This is a genomic window from Candidatus Poriferisodalis sp., assembly GCF_965204125.1.
GTDB lineage: Bacteria > Actinomycetota > Acidimicrobiia > Acidimicrobiales > Poriferisodalaceae > Poriferisodalis.
This window is the reverse complement of sequence record NZ_OZ241968.1, coordinates 1,791,989-1,814,781: the sequence shown is the minus strand read 5'-3', so window position 1 is coordinate 1,814,781 and position 22,793 is coordinate 1,791,989. Positions and strand designations below refer to the sequence as shown.

Annotated in this window: 13 protein-coding genes and 1 tRNA gene; 6 read left to right on the top strand and 8 right to left on the bottom strand. The window is 65.9% G+C overall.

The window, feature by feature from the left end; translation table 11 throughout:
- Nucleotides 1-53 precede the first annotated feature (53 nt).
- On the top strand, nt 54-2,513 hold the full coding sequence (locus ACOGXD_RS08605) for a CoA transferase (RefSeq protein WP_419914173.1): 2,460 nt from the start codon (nt 54-56) through the stop codon (nt 2,511-2,513).
- Between the two features lie 110 nt (nt 2,514-2,623).
- Here ACOGXD_RS08605 and ACOGXD_RS08600 read toward each other — a convergent pair whose 3' ends face one another.
- The gene (locus tag ACOGXD_RS08600; protein ID WP_419914171.1) at nt 2,624-2,848 is read right to left on the bottom strand and encodes a hypothetical protein; all 225 of its coding nucleotides are present in this window, start codon (nt 2,846-2,848) and stop codon (nt 2,624-2,626) included.
- A gap of 211 nt (nt 2,849-3,059) precedes the next feature.
- Here ACOGXD_RS08600 and ACOGXD_RS08595 point away from each other — a divergent pair, with 211 nt between their 5' ends.
- The 4 genes from ACOGXD_RS08595 (at nt 3,060) to ACOGXD_RS08580 (ending at nt 4,479) form a co-directional block, all read left to right on the top strand.
- A complete protein-coding gene (locus ACOGXD_RS08595) occupies nt 3,060-3,485 on the top strand; it encodes a transposase (protein WP_419914169.1) in 426 nt (141 codons plus the stop codon).
- Complete coding sequence (locus tag ACOGXD_RS08590; protein WP_419917380.1) at nt 3,386-3,859, top strand: IS5 family transposase; 474 nt, start codon at nt 3,386-3,388, stop codon at nt 3,857-3,859. The genes ACOGXD_RS08595 and ACOGXD_RS08590 overlap by 100 nt, the downstream gene beginning before the upstream one ends.
- A 109-nt stretch (nt 3,860-3,968) precedes the next feature.
- Entirely contained in the window at nt 3,969-4,232 is a 264-nt protein-coding gene (locus ACOGXD_RS08585; RefSeq protein ID WP_419914167.1) for a hypothetical protein, read from the top strand.
- 173 nt (nt 4,233-4,405) lie between these two features.
- Nucleotides 4,406-4,479 (top strand) — tRNA-Leu (locus ACOGXD_RS08580).
- Between the two features lie 147 nt (nt 4,480-4,626).
- Here the strand turns inward: ACOGXD_RS08580 and ACOGXD_RS08575 are convergent.
- The 4 genes from ACOGXD_RS08575 to ACOGXD_RS08560 form a co-directional block, all read right to left on the bottom strand.
- Entirely contained in the window at nt 4,627-8,103 is a 3,477-nt protein-coding gene (locus tag ACOGXD_RS08575; protein WP_419914165.1) for a DUF499 domain-containing protein, read from the bottom strand.
- Between the two features lie 312 nt (nt 8,104-8,415).
- Nucleotides 8,416-9,423, bottom strand: a complete 1,008-nt coding sequence (locus ACOGXD_RS08570) for a hypothetical protein (RefSeq protein WP_419914163.1) — start codon at nt 9,421-9,423, stop codon at nt 8,416-8,418.
- A gap of 103 nt (nt 9,424-9,526) precedes the next feature.
- Nucleotides 9,527-12,337, bottom strand: a complete 2,811-nt coding sequence (locus ACOGXD_RS08565) for a DUF1156 domain-containing protein (protein ID WP_419914161.1) — start codon at nt 12,335-12,337, stop codon at nt 9,527-9,529.
- 22 nt (nt 12,338-12,359) lie between these two features.
- Nucleotides 12,360-16,061: a helicase-related protein gene (locus ACOGXD_RS08560; RefSeq protein WP_419914159.1), complete on the bottom strand. Its 3,702-nt coding sequence runs from the start codon at nt 16,059-16,061 to the stop codon at nt 12,360-12,362.
- Nucleotides 16,062-16,405: 344 nt separating this feature from the next.
- On the opposite strand from ACOGXD_RS08560, the gene ACOGXD_RS08555 reads away from it, so the two are divergent.
- Nucleotides 16,406-16,906: a hypothetical protein gene (locus ACOGXD_RS08555; protein ID WP_419914157.1), complete on the top strand. Its 501-nt coding sequence runs from the start codon at nt 16,406-16,408 to the stop codon at nt 16,904-16,906.
- 75 nt (nt 16,907-16,981) lie between these two features.
- Here ACOGXD_RS08555 and ACOGXD_RS08550 read toward each other — a convergent pair whose 3' ends face one another.
- From ACOGXD_RS08550 to ACOGXD_RS08540, 3 genes are all read right to left on the bottom strand, one after another.
- Nucleotides 16,982-17,983 (bottom strand): DNA-processing protein DprA, encoded by a 1,002-nt coding sequence (locus ACOGXD_RS08550; RefSeq protein WP_419914155.1) that lies wholly within the window; start codon nt 17,981-17,983, stop codon nt 16,982-16,984.
- Nucleotides 17,980-20,049, bottom strand: a complete 2,070-nt coding sequence (locus ACOGXD_RS08545; protein WP_419914153.1) for a RecQ family ATP-dependent DNA helicase — start codon at nt 20,047-20,049, stop codon at nt 17,980-17,982. Before ACOGXD_RS08545 ends, ACOGXD_RS08550 begins: the two co-directional genes overlap by 4 nt.
- Before the next feature lie 158 nt (nt 20,050-20,207).
- Complete coding sequence (locus tag ACOGXD_RS08540) at nt 20,208-22,781, bottom strand: CoA transferase (RefSeq protein WP_419914151.1); 2,574 nt, start codon at nt 22,779-22,781, stop codon at nt 20,208-20,210.
- Between the last annotated feature and the right edge of the window lie 12 nt (nt 22,782-22,793).

Below are 22,793 nucleotides of genomic sequence, written 5' to 3'. Positions count from 1 at the left end.
CGCCGGTGCCGGGTCGTCGGTCGGCGCCGAGAGCGAGCGTTAGCTTCGCGGCGATGCTGAAGCCATACCGAGTGCTGGACCTCACCGATCACCGGGGCGCGATGTGCACCTCGATCCTCGGCTCATTGGGCGCCGAGGTGATCCTCATCGAAGGCCCCGATGGCCGCGGGCGAGACCATCGGGAAACAGGCCCCGACGGCACATCGCTGAACTGGTGGAACCTGCGGCGCGGTGCGCAGAGCTGCGTCATTGACGATCGCAACGAGCTGATGGAGCTGGTCGCCAGCGCCGACGCACTGATCGAATCGCCCGACCCCGGACTTGGCCTCAGCTACGACGAGCTGCGTGCGGTCAACCCGGGACTCGTGCACACCACCGTCACCCCATTCGGAAGCACCGGACCGAAGGCCGGCTGGGCAGCATCAGATCTCACCATTGCCGCCTCGGCATGCAGCGCTGCAATCACCGGCGACGCCGACCGGGCGCCGCTGCGCATCACGGCACCGCAGAGCTGGCTGCACGCGGGATCGCATGCCGCCGTCGGCACGGCGCTCGCGCTGCGCCAACGCGACCGCAGCGGGTACGGCCAGCACGTCGACATCTCGGCACAGCAGGCGATGATGCAGACGGCATTCCCCGGCATCATCCACGCCCCTAACGAATACCCGTCGGCCCGCCGAACCTCAGGCGGGATCCTCTTCCTCAACTTCCACCTGCAGTTCGTCTATCCGGCGTCCGACGGCTACGTCTCGATCACGCTGCTGTTCGGCGACACCATCGGCCGATTCACCAAGCGGCTGATGGACTGGGTGCATGAGAACGGCTGCTGTGACGACGAGCTCGCGGTACTCGACTGGGTCGATTTCGGGATGCGCCTGTTCACCGATCCTGAGGTTGCGCCGGGCCAGCTCGAGCAGACCAAGGCCGCGATCACCCGCTTGACGAGCACGCGCACCCGCGCCGATTTGTTCGCGGAAGCGCAGCGCCGCGAGCTGCTGCTGGCACCCGTGTACACGCCAGCCGAGCTGACCGAGGTGGAGCACTTCAACGAGCGCGGCTATTGGGACACCGTCGCCGATCCTGCGTGGGGCAGCGTGATCACCCCAGGCGCATGGTGCAAGCCCAGCCGCACGCCACTCCGCTCCCTCGGCACCCCGCCAGATCTCGGCGCCCACACCGCGGCCATCAAGGCGAAGCCGCGCTCGGCGCTGCTGGACGCCGCGGAGAAACTGCGCGACGGCGGCGGCGATCCGTCGAGCCCGCGGCCCCTCGAGGGGATCAAGGTGCTCGACACCACGTGGGTGTACGCCGGGCCGTTCACGACGCGGGTGCTCGCCGACTTCGGCGCCACGGTCATCAAGGTGGAAGGGCCAGCGCGATTCGACGCTGCACGCGGCAGCGGCGGCGGCCTGCGGGGAGACATGGGACCTGACGCCTCGATCCAGTACGGCACGCTCAACGCGGGCAAGCTCGGCGTGACCATCGATCTCAACACCGCCGAGGGCCGCGACGTGCTGTGCGACTTGGCGGAATGGGCCGACATCTACGTCGAGTCGTACACGCCGGGCACGCTCGACGACTGGGGCATCGGTTACGAGACGCTCTCGGCCCGCAACCCGGGCCTGATTCTGCTGAGCACCAGCCTGATGGGCCAGACCGGACCGCTCGCCACATTCGCCGGCTTCGGCAATCTGGCCGGTGCCATCACCGGCTACTACGAGATGACCGGCTGGCCGGACCGGGCGCCGGCGGGACCGTTCCTCGCCTACACCGACTACGTCACCCCGCAGTACATGGTGCCGCTGCTGCTGGCCGCGCTCGACGCCCGCGACGCCGATCCGCAGGGCCGGGGCCAGCATCTCGACTTCGCTCAGGCCGAGGCCGCGGTGCACTTCTTGGCGACCGAGGTGCTCGAGCACACGGTCAATGGCGTTGCTGCCACCCGATCGGGCAATGCCGATGCGTTCAGCAGCCCCCATGCGATGTACCCGTGCGACCAGGGCGATGCCAGTCCCGACAATCCCATCGAGCCACCGGAGGCGTGGATCGCGGTGGTGTGCGAAACCGAGCACCAGTGGGAGTCACTGTGTGAGGTGCTCAGCCGCGACGGCCAGCCCGTGCCGGCCGAACTCGCCGGCCTCGACGCAGCGGGACGCGTCGCGCGCAACGCAGACATTGACGCCGCCATCGCGGCATGGGCCGCCGGGCGCACACCGGCTGAAGCCGAAGCCGTGCTGCAGGCTGCGGGCGTGCCCGCACACGCCAGCCAGAACAGTCTCGGCTGCTTCGCCGATCCGCAGCTCATTCACCGCGGCCACTGGATGGACGTCGAGCACCCGGTGTACGACCGCATGATCGTCGAAGCGCCCCGCCTGCAGCTCGCCGGCACCCCCCACGCCGTCACCAGGTCAGGCCCGAGCCTGGGTGAGCACAACGACCGCGTCCTGCGGGACATCCTCGGTTACGACGACGACCGTGTTGTCGAACTCGCCGTGGCCGGCGCCATCGGCTGAACGCCGCTAGGGACTGTCCTCAAACAGTGAACCGTAGGTTGATGTCGCTCTGCCACCGAGTAGGGCACCAACGGGAACCGGTCGATGCGAACTTTCGAGTCGGCCGGTCTTCAATCTACCGACGAGTCTCCGTAGAGCGCCTGCCCGTAGGCCAGTACCGCTGCCGCCACGTTCGCATGCGTGTTGATCAGTTCCATGATTTCGGGGTCGTCTATGGGCGGTCCGCCCGGGCTGAGGATGCTGTCGCCAATCTGCAGCAAACGGTGACGGACCGATTCCAAATGTGCGCAGAGCGTTGCGTACGTTGGCTCTGTATCCGAAGTAATGAACGCCACGGAGACCTCCTCGTCGTCTCCGCGTACGGTACATCGGTTGGCTCATCAATCTATGAGACCCTGCCTCTATGGGCCGGCACCCGCAGACAACTGCGAGAAATCGCTCTACCCCCGCCCAGCGGGTGTCGGCTCCAAGAACTTATGATAATCGCAGGTCACGCCATGTTTCCGCAACGTGTTGCGAACATATATTCCTACTGTGTTTACCATAATGAGGCAAGCATTACCGGACGAACAGTGGAAACGGATAGAGCCGCTGCTCCCTCCGCAGCGCGGCCGCGGCCGGCCGTACGAAGCTTCCCACTGGGTGACGCTCGAGGGCATTCTCTGGATTGCCCGAAGAGGCGCTCCGTGGCGAGATTTGCCCGAGCGCTATGGCCAGCGGTTCCGGCGGTGGTCGCACCGAGGTGTCTTCGAGCGGTTGCTGCAATCTCTGGATAGCGAACTCGACTTCGGAACGCTCCAGATCGATGGCATGTTTATCAAGGTCCACCAACACGCCCGCGGAGCCCGCCGAAGAAAACGGCAAGGCCTCCCCTGCGATCCCCGAACAGCCTTGACGAAGCAATCGGAACAAGCAGAGGAGGCCCAACCTCCAAAGTCATCGCACTTACCGACCGATCGGGCCGGTTCCTGAGATTCAGCCTGCGACCCGGATACGCCGCAGAGTCGAAAGAGCTGATTCCGCTCCTTGATCGTTCCTCGGAACAGGCCAGCTGGCTCCTTGCCGACCGAACGTACGACAGCCAAGCTATGCAGGAGGACTTGGAGCGCCGTGCGACTGAGGCGGTGATCCCCTCGACGCGGGCGAGGAAGCTTCCGCACCCGTACGACGCGAACGCATACAGGGCCCGCCGCGTCGTCGAAAACGCCTTCGCAGACCTCAAGCAGTTCAGAGGCATAGCAACCCGCTACTGCAAGCTCGCCAGCACCTTCGCATCGCTTCTCTCGCTGGGCTGCTGGGTCCTGAACACCCGGGCGACGAGGCGGGGTGCAAGTCCCTACGACTGAGTGCGGTGCGGTCAGGTTCGCCATCGACAACGCACATCCCGCCTACGCGGAGCCGGCCAAATACGACGGCACCGGTTGCCTGGTTCCCTCCGGCTGGTCAGCGTCATCGATGGCAGACACCGACTTCCGTCAGGAGGGAACCGCCATGTCCGCACAGCCGCTTCATGAGCTTGCAACATCAGATGTTGCGGCAGCCATCAAGAGCCTGGACGAGGAAGTTGCCCTCTTCCGCAGATCAAAGATCGGCGGCGTGAAGGACACGTTCTGGGGAATGGCTCTCGGGGTCGTAGTAGGCGTGCCGCTGATCCTGCTTGCTGTCGTAGTGCTCTTGGCAATTGTCGGCATGGGGCTCGACTCGCCGCTTTCTAGGTGAGGAGCGCGCGTCCTGCTGGCCCATGGGCCAGTCTCGCAAATCCCTGAAACCCGCATAGTTACTGAGAATTCGAGAACCGTTCGCCACTATCCACAATTTGCGACAAGACGCGTCTACGGTTGCGGATGTAGCAGCGGGCCACCTGCGCCGTACGCAGGTGGCCCGCCTAAGAAGCCTCGGCAGCTTGACGGATCAAGCACTTGCCCTAGCGAAGCGAGAGATGCGGGTTCGAATCCCGCCCGAGGCTCTACGACAGGGACCGTAACATAGCGGCATCCAGCGCACTTATGCACGCTCGATTCTCTGCCCTACGGTCACCAAGACTCAGCCTGCCATGCGTGTTGGTTCGGATGGTGGATGCTTGGAACACTTGGTTCCGGCTTGTAGCCAGTCCCTAGTCCTCACTGAAGCCGGTGCCTTCCTCGAAGCCGAGAACTCGGGTGTTCTCGTTGACGTCGCGGACGAGATCGCCAGCGAAGCCTCCCGGCTTGCGAACTTCGACTTCGACTCGTACGACGACTTCTGCATCTGGGTGACCGATGAGGTGGGTGAGGACATCGTCGCTGACCTGAGTGAATGCGCGGGTGGGACGTTCAGGGTTCAGGACAATCGATCCTCGAAAGACGCTGAGGACTGGGCGCGCCGGATCCGTTCGCGTACCAGAACCTTCGCCTTGATCGTCTGCGCCGCCTCCGAAGTCGTCGTCCCCGCCTGAGGCGCCACCGCGGCCATCGCCCGAGTCGCCACCATCTCCGCTCGCTCCTTCAGCGTCGTGGGACGTAGCAGCTTCACGGTCTCGCTCGTGCTGCCGCATCGCCAAGTCGGGATGAACAATGAGATGGGATGGCGTCACTGCCGCTATTCGTTCCCCCGGCGGACTCAGCCCCAAGTAGCGACCGGTTGTCTCGTCGTAGGAAACGGCAACGGCGAATCCCTCTGTCGTCCAGGCGATGCCCTCGGGGCCACGTTCGATGGTGGACGTCAGCACATCCTGATCACGCAAGCGCGGCAGGTAGACGTATCGCGCCATGTCTTCCCAGAGCGCGGATAGCGACACGTGGCCCTCTGTCCAGCGCGACGCCAGCACCCCGTCGAGTTGCTGACGCAGCAAGACCGCTGGGAACTGCGCGCCCAGGCTGCCATCGTTCACGAGCCTTCGAGCAGCGTTCTCGGCTATGCGCGCGACGGGCTGCATCGCGCTGAGCTGATGGTCGCCGGCGCGCCGGCGACCGTTCCGCTCTCCCGCCGCGCTGTCCGCGTCCAGTCTGACCGCCTCCAGCGTGACCGAACCGCGCGGGTCCTCTTGCTGGGGAACCAAGAGGAAGCGGTAAGCCTCCGCAATTCGCAACCCAGTGGTCTGGTCAGCCCGCTCGCGCTGCGCCCGGGCGAGGTTCATCTGCTGGGCGTCGAGATTCAGCTCGTCTTGACGCGTGCAGATGCCTTCCCAGGCCAAAAACTCGGCGGCGGCCTGTTCCAGGGCCTCAGCGGCGCGCTGCTCAGCTGCGGCGAACACCAGCATGTTCCTGTACTGCCGCGGTCCGGCACCTCGTTGTTCGAGTATCTCTCGCGCCGTGGACACGGCGGGCGAATCGTCGGAGTTCAGAGTCAGCGTCGTCCCGGGTTCCAAGACCACCAAGCGCGCACGCGGCTCGTCAGCCACATCGGCGCCGCTCGACGGAGCGACATGGACACTTACGAATGCGTCGGCTTGCATGCCAGCCCTGCCGCTCCGCTCGCGCAGCCTCCTAACAATCTCAGCGTGCAACTGGAAGCGATCGCCCGAAAGCAGGTTCTCGATCTCGTCACGTGCCGTTCTCGTCACGTTCTGCTGCCGATCGAACCAGTACCGGTCGCGGTCGACGTACAGGTACGGCGCCTCGGCAGCGAGCCGGCTCAACGCATCAGACACCGGACCCGACGGATCGCCGACGAAGGTGGCCCCGAGACGTACGCGACGCAGATCCAAGCCTTGGTTCGGACCTCCGACTCGGGGAGTCGCGCCGACGAAGATGGTCCGAGCAACCCGACGCGCCGCATGCAGCGCCCCCAGGTGAGGCGTTGCTCGGTCGATGCGCCCGGCATGCGAGGACTGCCCGTCCACGTCAGAGTCGATGACCGGGTGCCAGTAGTCAGGCAGCCGCCCGGCCAGTTCATTGACTACGCGGTCGTCGCCCAAGGGGATCGAGCACGGCAGGATCAGGGGCGACTTGTCATCGCTCGCCCAGAGCGAGTCGATGGTTGCGGCCATCAGCCGAAGCACACCGCGAGTGCGCTGGAAGCGATCAATCGACGACCAGTCCTGATAGAGCCGGTCGAACACTTCCGGATGGATCGGATACGCCGCCTTGATGCGCTCGACGAACGCGATCTCGGAGCACTCGGAAGGGAAGTCGGCGCGTCGAGACCGGTAGAGGCGACCGAAGGCCTCTGCGGTTTCGTCCCGGTGCGCTCGTGCCTCATCGCTGAGCGGCTGGAAGAGCCGCCGACGCACGATCTCGTAGCTCTCGTCGCCGCTCGCGGGCTGCCAAGTCTCCGCAAGGCGGTTCGTGACATTGGTCAACCGCCGCAGCGCCTCCCGCCCGGCCGTGCCGCCCACCTCCAAGCTCGACACCGCGAAGCTGTCCTCGTCGGAATCGGCTTCCTCCGAAGCGGGTATGGACACCACGAACAGCGCTCCGTCGGTCGCCCTCGTCGCCTCCGAGAGCGTCTGGGCGAAGCTGAACTGAGAATCGAAGCTGCCGCCAGGCAGGTCGGTGCGCTCGTAGAGTTCGCGCGCGTAGGCGACCCATTCGTCGATGAGGATCAGGCACGGCGAACACACGGTGAGCACGTCCCGGATCGCCTCGCCGGGGTTGGTGCGGTTGCGGTCGCTGTCGGCGACCAGTTCGTACGCCGCAGCACCACCGAGCTGCCACGCGATCTCGCCCCAGATCGTTTGCGCCTCAGTGCCGTCGGGCTTGGTGTGAACCTCACCGGCCCCGAAACGGTTGCCGACGACGACAGCGCAGTTCACTTCGGGCAGATTGTCGACACCGGCATCGCGAACCAGATCGGCGACCTCGACCGGCATCTGAGACAGGTCGAGACCCGACATCAGGTGGTACAGCGCGATGAGACTGTGCGTCTTTCCGCCGCCGAAGTTGGTCTGGCAGCTGATGACCGGCTGTCCGCCTTGCCCCGATACGCGCCTGACGGCAAGCGTGAGCAGGTCGCGCAACCCCGCCGTCAAGTAGGTGCGCTCGAAGAACCGCCGCGGGTTGGCGTATTCCTCGCTGCCCTCGCCCCGACGAACCATCTCCAAGTCGGCTGCGAACTCCGCAACGCTGAACCGGCCTGAGTGAATGTCCGCATGGGGGTGGATCACCTCCCGCCACGGCCTCAACCCAGCCGGCGGCGAGTCCACCACGTTGAACACGGCGCCGGGGTGCTCGCTCTCGTCGTTGCGTTGCGTTCGCTCGTACTGTGTTCGATTTAGGTCGTCGAGCAACTCCTGCACGGCGGCGGCTTCCGAAGGCGCAACCGCTTCGATCAGCGTCACGATCCCGCTCAGCGTGTACTGCGCGTCATGCAGCTGGAAGCGCTTGTTGTGAGCCCACTCGTTGCGCTTGTCTCGAAGTGTGAAGACGATGTTGCGAGCGCCGCGTGGCAGCTGCCGCTCAAACCTGCCCTGCCAGCAGTCGGCAATCACCCGCAGCAGGAACGACGGGTCGTCCTCCGAGTACTCCCGCAGCGCCGGACGCGCCGTCGCTGCAAACGTCGCTGCCCAGTCCGCGCCACCGCCAGCCCCGCTCGACATGTGCCGGTCAACGAATGGGCGCAACACCCGAGCCAATACCTCGAACGCCTCCCCCACCCGAGCCCGATTGCTCATCTCCGCCATCGTCTGCCTCCACTCAGTCGGACCGAGACGCACAGCCACCGGAATTCTGCCCTCAAGGATGTCGTCATACGCTCGTCACTGAGTTCCTTGGAGCATCTGACTCCGCCCGCTGGTCCGACCGCACGGACGGCCCCCGGGCGGGCGCTTCCATTATGCGCACTCTCGTTCTCATCGACGGCCAACTCCTGTGCCAGCGCTGACTCACAGCCCATCGACCACGGCCACACCCGCGCACTGCGCGAGGCCTTCAAGCCGTACTGCCACCGAAGCTAGCCCTGAAGGCAGGTTCGCCTTCTGGGCGAATCAGGCCATCGCTATCTGAGTGTCACGGACGACGTCGAACAGGTTCGCTGCGTGGGTCTCAATCTCGGCGACCTGCAGCCCTGTCTCCCATTCGTGGGCGATGGTCTTGAGCATCATCACAGTCGGCGCGACGGCATGCCAGAGCACCGGCCGTAACCGCGACCGGACGCTGACCGTTCGCATCCCGCCTGCCACTTCTGTGTCCATCATTCCCATCAGCGTGTTGGGGTCGCCATGAACCGCGCCATGGAGGTTCGCCAGCAGCGCTTCGTCCGGAGGCAACTCCAAGTCAGGGTTCGCTCCACGCAGGGCATCCATCGCCGCTGCCATGCGTGTAGCGATGGACGGCGCTCCTTCTTTCGCGTTGAAACCGAATCGCTGCCCGATGTCGTCAAACCCGGCGAGAGTCGTCTTATACGAGGCAATTTCTTCGGCGAGGGCTTCCGTTTCTCGTGCCGACAGCACATGCCATTCCGACATCTCGTCGGCTTGCTTGGTCGCGCTTCGGATCTGCCGGTAAGCCAGCGTGATGGCACGCTGCAACAGTTCAGCGGGGTCTGTCCCGTTCGTGTTCAGCCATGATGCTGTACATGCGGCTTCCATGACGATGCGGCTCAGCGACATCAGCGAGAACACGGTCCGCTGTGGCAGACAGACGGCTATCGCGTGCAGATGATCCTGCGCTGACCAGACTTGTGCTGCCGTCTGTGACTTGACGAGTGCTGCTCCACGCTCGTTGCCGAGAATGTCATCGCAAGTCCTGGAGGGCACGCCGCGCTGCTCCAACAACGCGGGGATAGCAGCCATCCAAGGATTTGTTGGTTTCGGTACCAACGGATCCAGCTCATTCATGCAGTCAGCGAGGCCGCGGACTTCGTTCGCTGCTTGGGTGAGCAGTTCATTGACGTTGACTGGGCTGGCAGCAGTAGAGGGCGGCGAGTCGTCGGCGTCTGGCTGTGTCGGGATGACTTTCGGCGCGGGCTGTCGTCTCGGTCGTTTGCGGGCCATGTCCGCGAGTATGACGAGGCGGCGCGCACGAACCCATCGGCACGGCAAGCGTCAGCCGCCTCGCCGCGAACTGGCGAAGCACATCGAGCCATTCGGGTGCGGGTCAGATGAGGGTGAGGTCGGTGGGGGCTGTGGCCTGGCGGATGATCTCGGGCCAGGAGGTGACGAGGGCGTTGTAGGCCACCGCTTCGGGCTGCCAGCCTTGGCGCTCGCAGATGTGGAACAGGCGGTAGGCGAGATCGCGCGGGGCATCGTCGATGACGCCGCCTTGGGCCAGGAGTGCAGACGCTGCCTGCTCGCCGTCGCTCATCAGCTTGCGGCGCAGGTGGAGCGTTGTCTCCCAGACGGTCAGGCGCCGGTCGGTGGCCGGGTCCCAGTCCTCGTCGAGTTCGTCGACGGTCAGCAGGCGGCACTCGTTGCCCTGCTGCCACAGGATGCCCGCCTCCACCAGGCCCGCGATGGAGGTGTTCTTGGCCTTGCACAGCGTGTCGGCGTCCCCAGCGGGACCGCTGCCGTGACCGTGCTGCGAGTACCACGCCAGCGCCCAGCGGGTGTCGGCGTCGAGGTCAGCGTCTTGCTCTTCGAGCACGGCGTCGAGGGCACGGTTGATCTCGGCCAGCGCATCGCGGACCCTCATCGTGCTGCCATCGAGCTCCACCACTCGTGAGTAGCGGGAGAACACGGCCATGCCCGGGCCGATGGATGACTGCGCCAGATCGACCGGGGCGATGTTCTCGGCCTGGAGCTGGGCTAGCGCGTCCGGCAACTCCTTGCGAAGCGCAGTCAGAAAGTCCCGGCGGCTGACCACCGGAGCGTCATCGGACCGACGGCGGCAGACCAAGATGATCGACGACGCCAGCGCAGCCCGTCCAACCTCACGCAAGCCTCCAGACTGCTCAGTGCGCATCGGCCAAGTCCGCACAATGGATGCCCCGCTGTCGAGCAAACCTTCCAGCATCGTCTCCCAGCCCGTAGATGCGGTACCTGAGGCGTCGGTCTCGGACTGCTTGAACGCATAGAAGACGGTGTAGGGAAAACGGTCGTCTTGAACGTTGCCGATCGCGCTGAAAGCTTGCTGCAGGCCGCGCTCGAAGAACTCGGCGGCTGCGTCCCAGCCGTCGTGGCGGGCGGGCTCCGCTATCAGCTCCTGTGCCTTGGGTACCTGCAACGTGCGGAACAGGTCGGGATGGACATCGGCCAAGCTCTTCCGCAGCCAGATGTAGAAGAAGTCGGACAGGTCGGCATACGGGATGTTGTCGTAGTAGGGCGGATCGGTACACACCACCGCGGCCCCACTGCTGTCGCTCATGTCGCGGGCATCACTCTGAATCGCGGTTCCGGCAGCGGCGGCGGGCGCTCGGCTCAGCACCTCGACCAAGTAGTCAAGCTGGCCCAAGAAGTTCCCTGTAGAGGAACAGAACGGATTGCCCTCGGCAGATATCCAGATCATCGGAAGCGCTGGTCGTGCGAAAACCTGCTCGATCTTCTCGCCTCCTGCGTTCCAAAAACACAACGAGGAACTGCGGTTGGCGAGCCGACCGAGTGCAAGTCCGAGGTAGTGAGTGATGGCATCGGCGTAGGCGACGGGGCCGGTGCCTCCTTGGTGGAGCCGTAGGGCATCGCCTTCGATTCCCACTGCCTCGGCATCGGCGATGACTTGGTCGCGGACCTGCGGCAATAGCGCGGTGAAGGCGCACATCGTGGTCAGCTGGCGGGGCGTGAACACATCGGACCATGCCCGCAGGCCGTATTGCGGTACGCGAAAGCCGAGCGCCTTGGCCGGAAGGTCGCCGACGGGTGCATCCTCGGGGGCTGGCACCCGTGATGCATCGACATGTTCCTTTGTGGCCTCGACGTAGATGCGACCCCGCTGGCCCTCGGCCACGATGCACAGCAGTTGCGATCCGAGGCCACCAGCCTGCGCCAGTGCGCGGACATCCTTCAGTGGCACCGCGGTGCCACACACCAGACAGGTCGCACCCCGTCGGGTGACGGTACCGCCGGACGGGCACCCTGCACCGTGACGGACGCGGAAACGTACTCGCGATGTTGCCGTGTCGACCTCGGGTTCCAGCCACGCCTCGCGGTTGCGACGCCGTGACAAGGCGTAGGCGTTCAGCAGCGGCATGCGTGCCTCGCAGGCCGGGTTGCTGCATGGGACCGTGCGGGCCCACATCCATGCGATCACGGTGGCAGCTTCGCCACTTGGGACCTCCACCGTCGGATAGTGCGCGCCCACGCGGGCGCGAGCGAGGTCCCTCAGCACGCCCCCGTAGTGCCGTACGTCCTCAGCCAAGCCACTCGCGCCCGGCCAGTCGTCTTCGAGATGCAGCGCTTGGCGAAGCTGGCCACCGGACCATTCCGATGGGTCAGACGTATCAAGCCCGCCGCTGTCGGCTTCCAACGACGCAAGCCGCTCGCTGATCGGCGTCCGGCCGGCGAACTTGGGCGGAATCTCGATCAGCGCCTTGTTGATCAGGACCGCCACCGGGTTGAGGTCGCTGGCGTAGGCCCTCAACCCGAGCCGTTGGGCCTCCAGCGGGATACTGCCACCGCCCGCGAACGGGTCGAGCACTGTAGGCAGTCCGTCCTCGCAGGATTTGGCGATCTCAGCACGGGCGGCTGTGAATACGGCCTCATCAGACGTGTTCTTCCACTGGACCATTGCCTCGATGATCTTGAACAGGCGATCCCGCTCTTCCTCTTGGTCCTCGTCGGTCGGGAAGCGGCCCGGGTGCGCTGACGGGTCATCCACAAGTTGCGCGAACAACACCGCCCGCGCCGCAGCCAATGGCTTTCGTGACCACCACAGATGAAGGGTCGACGGATGGCCCCGGCGTATCGACTTCTCCTTTGCCGCTGCCGCATTGATGGCATCGAGCGGCAACGCGACCTCGATCAGCTTCTTCTTCACTCGGGAGACCTCATCTCACTCATCACTCAGCCGCCTGCATGTTGTCCGCGAGGGGGAAATCGCCAGGCGTCACGCCGCGTGCCCACAGCGAGGCCCAGTTGAAGTTGACGCTGGTCACCTCGAACAGATGGTCCCCCGAACCCACATCGAGCGGACCCTGCACGTAGCGCGCCCGGTCACGGTCTCCGTTGCCGTCGGGCGCTACTTCCACCAGCGCGAGGATCCAGCGGCTTGGCTCGTTGAGGCTGGTGAGGATCTCGTTGCGGCTTACGGTGACCGTGGTCGCGCCAGCTAGCCGGCCCTTGACCTCCAGGTAACGGAAGCTGGTCACGGTGCCTTCGGTGCGGCTCGACCGGATGTCGAAGCCGGGATGGTTTGGACGCTCTTCGTTGAGGTCAACCGCGTCCCACCCCGCATCTGTCTCCGCGGCCAGGACTGCGGCTATGGCTCGGCGCTCAGTCTCCCGTTTCGACAGCTGGTCGCCGACCGCAACCTCAGGCTGGGCAGTGCCGAGAACTTCAGGGTCTGCCGGCAGCAGCTCTGCCAGCAGGCCAGCGGGCACCACGAACGCACCACCCGCCACCCGCGGCGGCAGGGCGCTGACGGCTCGTTCCTGCTCCAGCGCCGCCAGCCGCTCTTTGAGACGCGCTTCGTACTCGTCGGCACGCCGGCGGGCGGTGTCGACGTTCATCTTGGGAACTCGGCCAGCATCCACATCGAGCTGCAACTGCGCTGCTCGGTTGTCCCAGTGGTTGATCTCTTTCGTCAGCCGCTGATGCACCGCTTCGCGGGTGTGCTCCACCCGAGCCAGCGTGCGCGCCCGGATGGAGGCCAAGTGATCGGGTGCTGACACGTTGACGGCGTGGTCCATGCCGAGCGTTTCCGCGCCGCGGCCGTCGCCTCGCCGCCGCTCCACCAAGTGCCCCACCGCTGCGGCTTCGGCCTCTGTGGCCGGGCGGTAGTCCAAGTAGCGGGCGTGCGAACTGGCCGACGGCTCCCCGGTCTCAGGGATTTCCACGAACTCGAAGCGGCGGCTCACCACCGTGTGCGGCGCCCTCGCGGTGGGGCGGGCATCGGCCACCTCGTGCTCGAGCATCACCATGACTCTCGGAATGGTTCCCGAGTCGGCATCGTCCACCAGCACCGCGCCTCGGCGGATCTGGTCACTGTGGTGTTCCAGAGTCAGGTCGACCACGGCTTCGAGCAACGGATGGCCAGGCGCCAGCAGGTCGGCGTCGGGCACGCCGGTGGCCTCAGTCAGGTCCTTGTCGAAGGTGACGCGCGTGTATCGCTCCAGAACGGCTGTGGCGCCCCGAGCCGCTACTGATCGGCTGTGCTGGCGAACCGACAGCGGCACCCGGCGAATCTGGAACCGGCCCGGTTCCTTCTCCTGCATGGTGCCGCCTAAGTCGCCCAGCGCTGCCTCGAAGAACGCTCGCACGTAGTGGGGCTGGATGCGCCTCAGTGCTGCTTCGTCCATGTCTCGCCGGATGCGGTCCAGATCGGAGTAGCCGATCACCTCCGATGCCAGCACCGGGTCGGTGATGGCCGCCTCCACGCGGGCAGGCACATCGGCGTCGATGACTTCGTCGAGTCGGCGTCGTACGTCGGGGCGGTCGCCGTAGCGGATGGCCTCCAGCAGCAGGCTGCGAAGCTCGCGGCCCGACAGCACCTCACCGAGCACGTCGTAGACCTGCCCGTCGAAGGTCTCGCGCATCTGCTCGATCTTCTCCAGCAGGCGCACATACACCTGCGCTTCGCGGGTGTCTTCGGCCACGAGGTTCCACATGTGACACACCTCGGTCTGGCCGATCCGGTGGACCCGCCCGAAGCGCTGCTCGATGCGGTTCGGATTCCACGGCAGGTCGTAGTTGACGACCAGGTGCGCCTGCTGGAGGTTGATGCCCTCGCCTGCGGCGTCGGTGGCCACCAGCACCAGCACGTCGGGGTCTTGGGTGAACCGGTGCTGGATGCGGCGACGCTCGTCGCGGCCCGTGCCGCCGGAGATGTGGACAACTGCCTCGTCGGAACCCAGGAACGTCCGCAGCCGGTCAACGAGATAGTTGAGCGTGTCACGGTGCTCGGTGAACACGATCAGCTTGCGTCGGTCGCCTGCGGGCGAGCGCATGTGCGGGGAGTCGCTGAGCGTGCGCGACAGCTGTGCCCACTTCGTGTCGGTGCCCTCGGAACGCAGCCGCAGCGCCAGTTCCTCTAGCTGTCGCAGCGTGCCGACTTCGGCCTCAAGCTCGGCGATAGTCGCGGCGGCGGTAGCGGCGTCCACGACCTCGGCATCTACTTCCGCCTGTTCGGACTCGTCGAGTTCGTCGTAGGCATCGGGATCCAGCGTCGATGCGTCGCCGTCGTCAGCGAGCAGTCGTGACAGGCGTTCTTCGCGGCCCGACATCCCCAGCCGGGCGGACCGAACCGCTTGCCGCTCTTCAGCTATCCGGGCCTCCAGCCGCCGGCGACGGCGACGCAGCGATTGGTAGATCGCTTCTGGCGACGATGCCAGCCGCCGCTGCAGCACGGTCAGCGCAAACCCCACTGTGTTGCCCCGTCGGCCGTCACCGCCTTCACGCAGCCGATCCGCCGCATTCATCTGCTCGCGCACGTACGACGTCACTTCGTCGTACAGCGCCATCTCTGCGTCGGACAGGTGGTACCGCACCGTCGTGGAGCGACGTTCGGGAAACAACGGCCTTCCCTCGAAGGTCAGCAGCCGCTCCTTGGTCATGCGACGCATGAACGCCGACGGATCCGTCGCGTGAACGCCGTCGCGGAACCGGCCAGCGAACTGGTCGCTGTCGAGCAGTGCGCAGAACAGCTGGAAGTCTTCCTCCTTGCCGTTGTGCGGGGTTGCGGTCATCAGCAACAAGTGCTGCGCCGCCTCACCGAGCAGTTCGCCAAGCTGGTACCGCAGCGTCTTGCGAATCTCGTCACCCCAGAAGTGCGCCGCCATGCGATGCGCCTCGTCGACCACCACCAAATCCCACTCGCCACGACGCAGGTATGGCCCTAGCTCCTCTTGCCGCCGGGCGATCTGGTCGACGCGGGCGATCAGCAGCCGCTTGCGCTCGAACGGGTTGATGCTGGCAACTCCGTCGAGGTCGTCTTTGGTAACGATGTCGAAGTGCAGGTCGAACTTGTCCCGCAGTTCTTCTTGCCACTGGGCTGTGAGGTTGCCGGGCACCACCACCAGCGCCCGCTCCAATGCCCCGCGCAGCATCAGTTCCTTCATGTAGAGCCCAGCCATGACGGTCTTGCCCGCTCCCGGATCGTCAGCGAGCAGAAAGCGCAGCGGCTGGCGCGGCAGCATGTGCCCATACACCGCCTCGATCTGATGTGGCAACGGCCGCACCCGACTCGCATCCAGCGCCAAGTACGGATCGAACAGGTGCGCCAGCCGAATGCGCCGAGCCTCAGCAGCCAACCGAAACAGCCACCCGTCCCCGTCAAATGTGAACGACCCGCTGGTCTCCGGCGCCACCAGCCGCAACGCCGCCTCGTCGTCCCGAAACAGCACCCGCTCCCCCAGCGTGCCGTCCGCCCGCCGATACGTCAGCGTGACCGCCTGCGTGCCATGCCACTGCACCGCCACCACCGTGACCGCCCCACCAGGCTCCACCCCGACCAACTCTGCCCCCGCGCCGATGTCCTCCAGCTCTACAGATTGCGGACCATGGAGAGCGCCCTCGTCATCCAGCGTCGCTTCCCCAACGGGCATCAGCAGACCCTAGCTATCGCTCTAAGACCCCAGACCTGGAACCGGCCGTAACGGACTTGCCGCCGGAGTGGGCGAGTGAGCGACGCAAACAAGAGATCGACTGCCCACGGGAGACTCGAACTTTGTCAAGCTGTCTGCGTTGGTCCGGCCAGCTGATAGCCCTGCTTGGTCGCTCAGAGCATTCGTCAGATGGCAATGATGCCCGCTCCGAACGGCGCAACCCCGGCCGTTTGCCGCAGCAGGGACGGTTCCGGGGCCTTCCGCAACGAATCTATAGCCTCCGTCTCGCGCCGACGAAGCGGACTGCTTGCGGACGGTCATCTCCAAGAAACCGAGGTTTTGACATGAACGCTGACGAGCGCTTGGCGACTATCCGGGCGATCCATGCCTCGCCGCTGCGAATCGTGCTGTCGGTGACGGGAGGCGGGATGCTGGCGGTCAGCGACCTGCTAACGGTGCCGGGCGGCTCGCGCACGATCCTCGAGGCCGGTGTGCCGTATTCGGTGAAGTCGCTCTACGAGCTGATGGGCTCGGAGCTGGAGCCGCACGTGTCCGATGAGGCCGCCCTGGCGATGGCCGACGGCTGCCTGGCCCGGGCGCAGTACCTGGTCTCGACGCCCAAGCCCGGCACTGAGCCGTGGCCGCTGGCGGGCATCTCGTGCACGGCCGCGCTGGTGACCGATCCGCCCCGGCGAGGCGAGGACCGCGCGCACATCGCCGCCGTCAGCGACTCGGGCACGCGCATTGCCCGCAAGGTCACGTACGAGACCGACGACCGCATCGAACAAGACCGCGAGACCTCGGACGCGATTCTCTCCCTCATCGCTGAGATCGTCACTGGCTGAGTTTCCGAGCGAGCGGCGGGCACCGTCACCGAGCGCACAGACACACTCAGCGCCACCTGTGGACAACCATGTGCCTCAGTCAGTGCTGGCGAGTGCTTCGAACAGAGTTCCTTGTTCGCCTGTTGCCACTGGCTCGGTGTGGTCGAGGTGGATGTCGGCTGATGGAAACGCAATGGGTTCATCAAGCAGGGCATCCACATCTGCGATATCTGCGACGGCGGCTGCCCCCGCCTGCTCCAGGCGGGCGTTGCCGGCGCCTTCACCGTGTCCGCGCCACACCGCAACGTGCCCGAAGCGATGATCGAGCGACTCGTTGGCACCCGTCCAGGTTCCGCCGCTGCCGAGTTCGCTCGCTACGACCAGCGTGACTGCGGCAAGGGCATAGACCAGCTTGTTGCGGCCCATCGCATTGCCAGCGCTGAACCCGGCGGAGGGGTTGTAAGGCGTACACAGGACGACGCGCTCATCGTGAATCGCCGCACGGACAGCGGGATTTCGGAGCTTGCGCACCAGCGAGTCGGCCAGCACGCCCGTCACCGTGCCACCTGCTTCGAATGCGGCGTCCATCGCCAACTGGTCAACGCCTCGCGCGCCTCCCGAGACCACAGGAAGCTCCCGGGCAGCCGCACGCTTGGCCGCTTCCTTCGCGACCTCGGCACCAGCCTCCCCGACGTTGCGACTGCCGACGACGCCAAGCCCCGGCACGCCCAACAAGTCGCTCGCACCTGCGGCGTACAACAGCGGAGGTGCCCTGAACCCGAGACGGTCGGTCAGGCGCTCTGGATAGTGCTCGTCGAACTGTGTGAGCGTCCGAATGCCCGAGCGCTCAAGTCCTTCGAGCTCGAAGGCGAGCGCAGTCGACCGTTCCAGCAGGGTCACGGTTCGCTCAGCCTCGGACATCGGTACACCCCGGAGCTCAGCGACATCGCTTGCATTCATGCCCAAGAGTCGACCGGGGCATTCGTCCACCTGCGATGTCAGCTTCCAGAATTCCGCAGCCTTGAGAGGCCGCAGGCCGTCAGCACAGAGCCGACTCACCAATGCGATGGTGGCGAGCGCGTCATCGCTGCGTCTCATCTGCCCGCGCCCTCCGAGGTGTCCGCTAGTGCCAATGGGATAACCACGCCGGCGCCTGCCCGTCGCAGTAGCTGCCCGACGACTGTCAGGGTCCAACGGGAGTCCACCACGTCGTCGATCAGCAGAACCGGACCCTCGGGCACTGCGCCTCGGGCCGCGAACGCCGACTCGACGTTGCGATGCTGCTGCAAGCTGTTCTGCATCATCTTCTGCGGGTGCGAGTTGCCCGCCTTCACTACCGAATCATGACACGGCAGGTCGAGACGAGAGGCGAGCCGTTCTGCGAAGTCGGCTACCAGCTGCGGATGCCGATGCGACGGCACGAATGTGAGCCACGTCGGCGCAGGCTGCGGGTGCCAGCGCTCACGTAGCAATTCGGCCGCGGCATCCACCAGCCGATCGTCGAACCTGCCGTCATCCTGCTTCCCTGTACGCACAAGGCTGCCCCAGCCAGCGTCGCCCCAGCGTGCCAGAACACGCCCTTCCGCCAGCCGGAGCTCGGCGGGGATGCGCTTCCGGTCCGGCCACTGCTTGCGAGGCTCGATGACCAAGTGGGCGCTGCGCATGAACTCGGCCGCCTCCTGCACTTGGGCCGGATCGAGTTCGAGAGCGAGCGACTCGCCGGTGCAGTTGTCACAGCGTCCACACGGCTCGGCGACGGGATCGTCAAGGAAGCGACGCAACATCTGCATCCTGCACTCGCTGGACTCGATGTAGTGCTGAACCTGTTCAAGTTCCGCGTAGCGAAGTGCCGTCACGGCCTCGGCCCGGTCGAAGTCGAACTGCCATGGTTGCAGGCTTCGTTGCCAGCGCTGGCCTGATCGCTCGACCGCACTGTCAACTTCCAAGTTCTTCAGGAGACCCTCCAGCCGTGACTGCCGCACGTTGACGTGGTTCAGCAGGTCCACGAGGCCCATCGGCTCGTGATCGGCTTCGAGCAGGGCCACCACCTGCTGTGCGAGCTCGGGTTCTGCAAACGCATTGTTGATGAAGTACTCCTGAATGTCGGAGTCCTCGCTCCCACGCAGCATCACGCCCCAGGACTCGCGCAGTCCGCGGCCAGCGCGGCCGACCTGCTGGTAGTACGCCACCGGTGAACCGGGCGACTGGTAGTGGATCACGAACGACAGGTCCGGCTTGTCGAAGCCCATGCCCAACGCCGATGTGGCGACGACGACCTTGAAGGCGTTGGACAAGAGCGCCTGCTCGATCTCCGGCCTCGCGTCCCTGTCCGTCGAGCCGCTGTAGGCCACAGCTTCAATGCCCCGCGACCTCAACCAATTGGCGACCCGCTCTGTGTCGCGCACTGTCGAGCAATAGACGACGCCGGTGCCAGGCAAGCGTTCGACGGCCGCTGCCAGCCAGGCCAGCCGCTCAGCGGGCGAGTTCATCGTGATCGCATGCAGACGCAATCCGTCACGCGCCAGCGGCCCGCGAACTGCAGCAAAATCTGATCCGAGCTGAGCTGTGACGTCGTCGACAACCCGATCGTTGGCAGTTGCCGTGCAGCACAGAACCGGAACGCCACGCGGCAGCAGTTCCAGCACTCGGAGCAAACGACGGTAGTCAGGCCGAAAGTCATGGCCCCAGTCGGAGATGCAATGTGCTTCGTCAATGACGAGAAGCCCGCATCGTTGCCCGATCATGGGCAGCACATCGCGACGGAAGTCCTGATTCGCAAGACGTTCCGGCGAGATCAACACCAGATCGACGCCGTCGTCCTCGATCCTCTGTGTGACACCGTCCCATTCAGACCTGTTGTCGCTGTTGATCGTGACGGCTTCCACGCCCATGCGCTGAGCGGCTTGAATCTGATTGCGCATCAGTGCGAGCAACGGCGAGACGATCAGAGTCGGACCCAAACCGTTGCTTCGCAGCAGCTTGGTGGCGATGAAGTAGACCGCGCTCTTGCCCCAGCCTGTTCGCTGGACCAGCAGCACCCGCGAGCGTTCGGCCGTCAGGCGGCGAATCGTGTCGAGTTGGTCGGGACGAAATGCAGCGTCGGGGTCGCCAGTCAGCTGACGCAGTAGGGCGACCTCGTCAGGGGATGAGGAGGCAGTGTTCATCGGCGGCCGGACCTCAGTGGGGGTTTCTGTTTCGAGTGCTCGCGACGGAACCTAGAGGGCCGGTGTGACAGGCCAAAGGGTGCGGGGTCAGCGATGCGGCACGTATACGGCGAGCGGGATGCCTGCACCCGGAACTGCTATCCGAGCCCGCCAAACGCTCAGCGGAACAGGCCGTCGCCGATGCCCTCGGCGATCTCCTCTGGCGAGTAGCCGACATCGGCCCAGACGTCGAAGTTGTGCTCGCCCAAGTAGGCGGGGCTGAGATGGCGGGGCGTCCAGCGCCGGCCGTTCCACAACCCCGCGAACGCGTCAACGGTCCGCTCGCCGAAGACTGCATGATCCACCGCTTGCCAGAATCCACGCTCGGCGTGCTGGGGATCGTCGGCGAACAGCTGGTGTGAGCTCTGCACCGGGCCCGCCGGCACACCGGCACCCTGCAGGGCATCGGCTGCTTCGGCTGCGGTGCGACCGGCAGCCCACTCCCCCAGCACCGCATCGATCATCGACCTGCGGTCGCGGCGGGCCGCTTCGGTGACCAGCGACGGATCGTCGAGCCGGGGATCGGCGAGCAGGCCGACGAGCCCGAGCCACTGCGCCGGCTCAGTCACCGTCACGGCCACGAAGCCGTCGCCCGTCGCGTACACCTCGTTGGGCACATGGTCGGCTATGCCGTCGCGGTTGCCCTCGGGACGCGGCGGCAACACGCCAGCCGATTGGCGGATGATCGCGGCGCCGATCGCGTAGGTGCCCACTTCGAGCTGCGCCATGTCGATGCGCTGCCCCTCACCGGTTCGCTCGCGGGCGTACAGCGCGCCGACGGTCGAGACCGCCGCGGCGAAGCCGGCCAGGTGGTCATTGAGCGAGAAGCCCGGGCCCACGTCGCCGCGGTCGGCGAAGTTGGTCAGGTGGGTGATGCCGCACACGGCATGCACGGTGGGCGCGTAGGAGATGACATGCCGCCACGGTCCGTCGTGGCCGCAGCCCGACATGGTCACGTAGACGAGCCGTGGGTTCCATTCGTGCACGGTTTCCCAGTCGAGACCCCACGAGTCGAGCACGCCGGCGCTGAAGTTCTCGATGAGCACATCGCACGTCTCGATCAGCCGCCGGGCTGCCGCCAGGGCGTCGGGATGCTTCATGTCGAGCGTGGCGCTGCGCTTGGAGCGGTTCCACACGAAGTAGTAGGGAAAGTCCGGCGAGTTGACGAGCGTCGAGCGCTCCTCGCTCTGGATGCGGATCACGTCGGCGCCGAGGTCGCCGAGCAGCTTGGTGGCCGACGGCCCGGCCAGCACCCAGGTGAAATCCGCCACACGGATCCCGTCCAGCGGGCGCCGGTCACCGTCACCGGGGCCCGATTCGCCGCCGCTCACGGCACCAAGATCCGATGCTCCGACACTTGACGCGTCAGTGCCCGGTTCGTCGGCACCGTGAACACGGGCGTCGCCGTTGCGAGCTTCGCCCGCGGGCGCCGCCCACGACGCCAATATCTCCTCGAGCGATGTGTCCGCAGCGGCCGGGGTGCCGGGCGGCACGGATCCGGATCGACCCGTATCGCTCCATCGCACCAAGCGCGCCGGCAACGTCACCGAACCGGCGGCGCTGCCTGCGCCTGTGTCCATCGATCGGGCCGATACCAGTGAACCGTTCGCAGCCGCCGCGCCGGGCGGCGGCACGTCGGCGAAGAACTCCCGGTGCGCGAACTGCGGGTTCGCGCAGACCTCGGCGATGTCGAGCACCCCGCCGAAGGCCACATGCCGCTCCTGCGCTTCCCACCAGACCTCGCGCGCGTCCTGCGGAGCGATCCAGCGCCGGACGGCATCCATGACCTCGTCCACGCTGAGCAGCAGCTCGCCGGGATCGATTCCGATCCACTTGTCGACTTCGTTGGATCCCGTCTCGACCATCCACTCCAGCAGCAGGTCGGGTGTCGGCGTCGGCGTGATCATGACGTAGCCGCCGTCGCCGCCCACACACTCCGCCAGGTCGTAGGCACGCAGCCAGTGCAGGGCGCCCTGGCGCGGGGCCACCTTGGGCAGCGGCAGCACGTCGTCGAAGAAGTACTGCATGAACAGGTTCTCGATCGAACCGGTGACCGTCTCGTGGACGGACAGGTCGAGATGCGCGCCCCGGCCCGTCGAGCGGGCCGACAATGCCGCCGCAACGCCCGAAGCCGCCGCCACGAAACCCGCGTAGTTGTAGGCCTGGCGGCCCCACACGTTGAGCGGGCGGTCGGCGAGGCCCGTCAGCCCCATCATCCCGCCCATCGCAGCGGCCACCAGGTCCGAGCCGAGCCACTGCGCCCGCGGGCCTGTGCGCCCGAACGGCGTGATCGACACCTGCACCAGCGCTGGGTTGTCGGCACTGATGTCGGGGTAATCAATACCCGCTTCGGCCAGGCGGCCGGGACGCTCGGTCTCTACGACCACATCGGCCGCGACAGCCAACCGGCGGTAGGAGTCTTGACCCTCAGCGGTGCTCAGGTCCACCGGGCAGCGGCGCTTGCCGCCGTCGTACCACCAGTCGGCGACCCCGCCGAGCGCTGCTGCAGGCGGATCTGCCAGCGGCAGGCCCGGCGGTCCGGCGCCAACCCGCACCACATCGGCGCCCAGCTCCGTCAACAGCTTCGTCGCAAACCGGCCTGCGTCTCCAGTGAGATCCACGACACGCAGTCCCGACAGCGCCCCGTGGACGGTCGACGAGTCGCGACCATGAGGGTTGACCGGCTGGTTCATGACAGCCCGAAG

Coding starts and splice junctions, on each gene's coding strand:
- ACOGXD_RS08605 (WP_419914173.1), top strand. CDS start 54: ATGCTGAAGCCATACCGAGTGCTGGACCTCACCGATCACCGGGGCGCG.
- ACOGXD_RS08595 (WP_419914169.1), top strand. CDS start 3,060: ATGAGGCAAGCATTACCGGACGAACAGTGGAAACGGATAGAGCCGCTG.
- ACOGXD_RS08585 (WP_419914167.1), top strand. CDS start 3,969: ATGGCAGACACCGACTTCCGTCAGGAGGGAACCGCCATGTCCGCACAG.
- ACOGXD_RS08575 (WP_419914165.1), bottom strand. CDS start 8,103: ATGAGCAATCGGGCTCGGGTGGGGGAGGCGTTCGAGGTATTGGCTCGG.
- ACOGXD_RS08570 (WP_419914163.1), bottom strand. CDS start 9,423: ATGGCCCGCAAACGACCGAGACGACAGCCCGCGCCGAAAGTCATCCCG.
- ACOGXD_RS08560 (WP_419914159.1), bottom strand. CDS start 16,061: ATGCCCGTTGGGGAAGCGACGCTGGATGACGAGGGCGCTCTCCATGGT.
- ACOGXD_RS08555 (WP_419914157.1), top strand. CDS start 16,406: ATGAACGCTGACGAGCGCTTGGCGACTATCCGGGCGATCCATGCCTCG.
- ACOGXD_RS08550 (WP_419914155.1), bottom strand. CDS start 17,983: ATGAGACGCAGCGATGACGCGCTCGCCACCATCGCATTGGTGAGTCGG.
- ACOGXD_RS08545 (WP_419914153.1), bottom strand. CDS start 20,049: ATGAACACTGCCTCCTCATCCCCTGACGAGGTCGCCCTACTGCGTCAG.
- ACOGXD_RS08540 (WP_419914151.1), bottom strand. CDS start 22,781: ATGAACCAGCCGGTCAACCCTCATGGTCGCGACTCGTCGACCGTCCAC.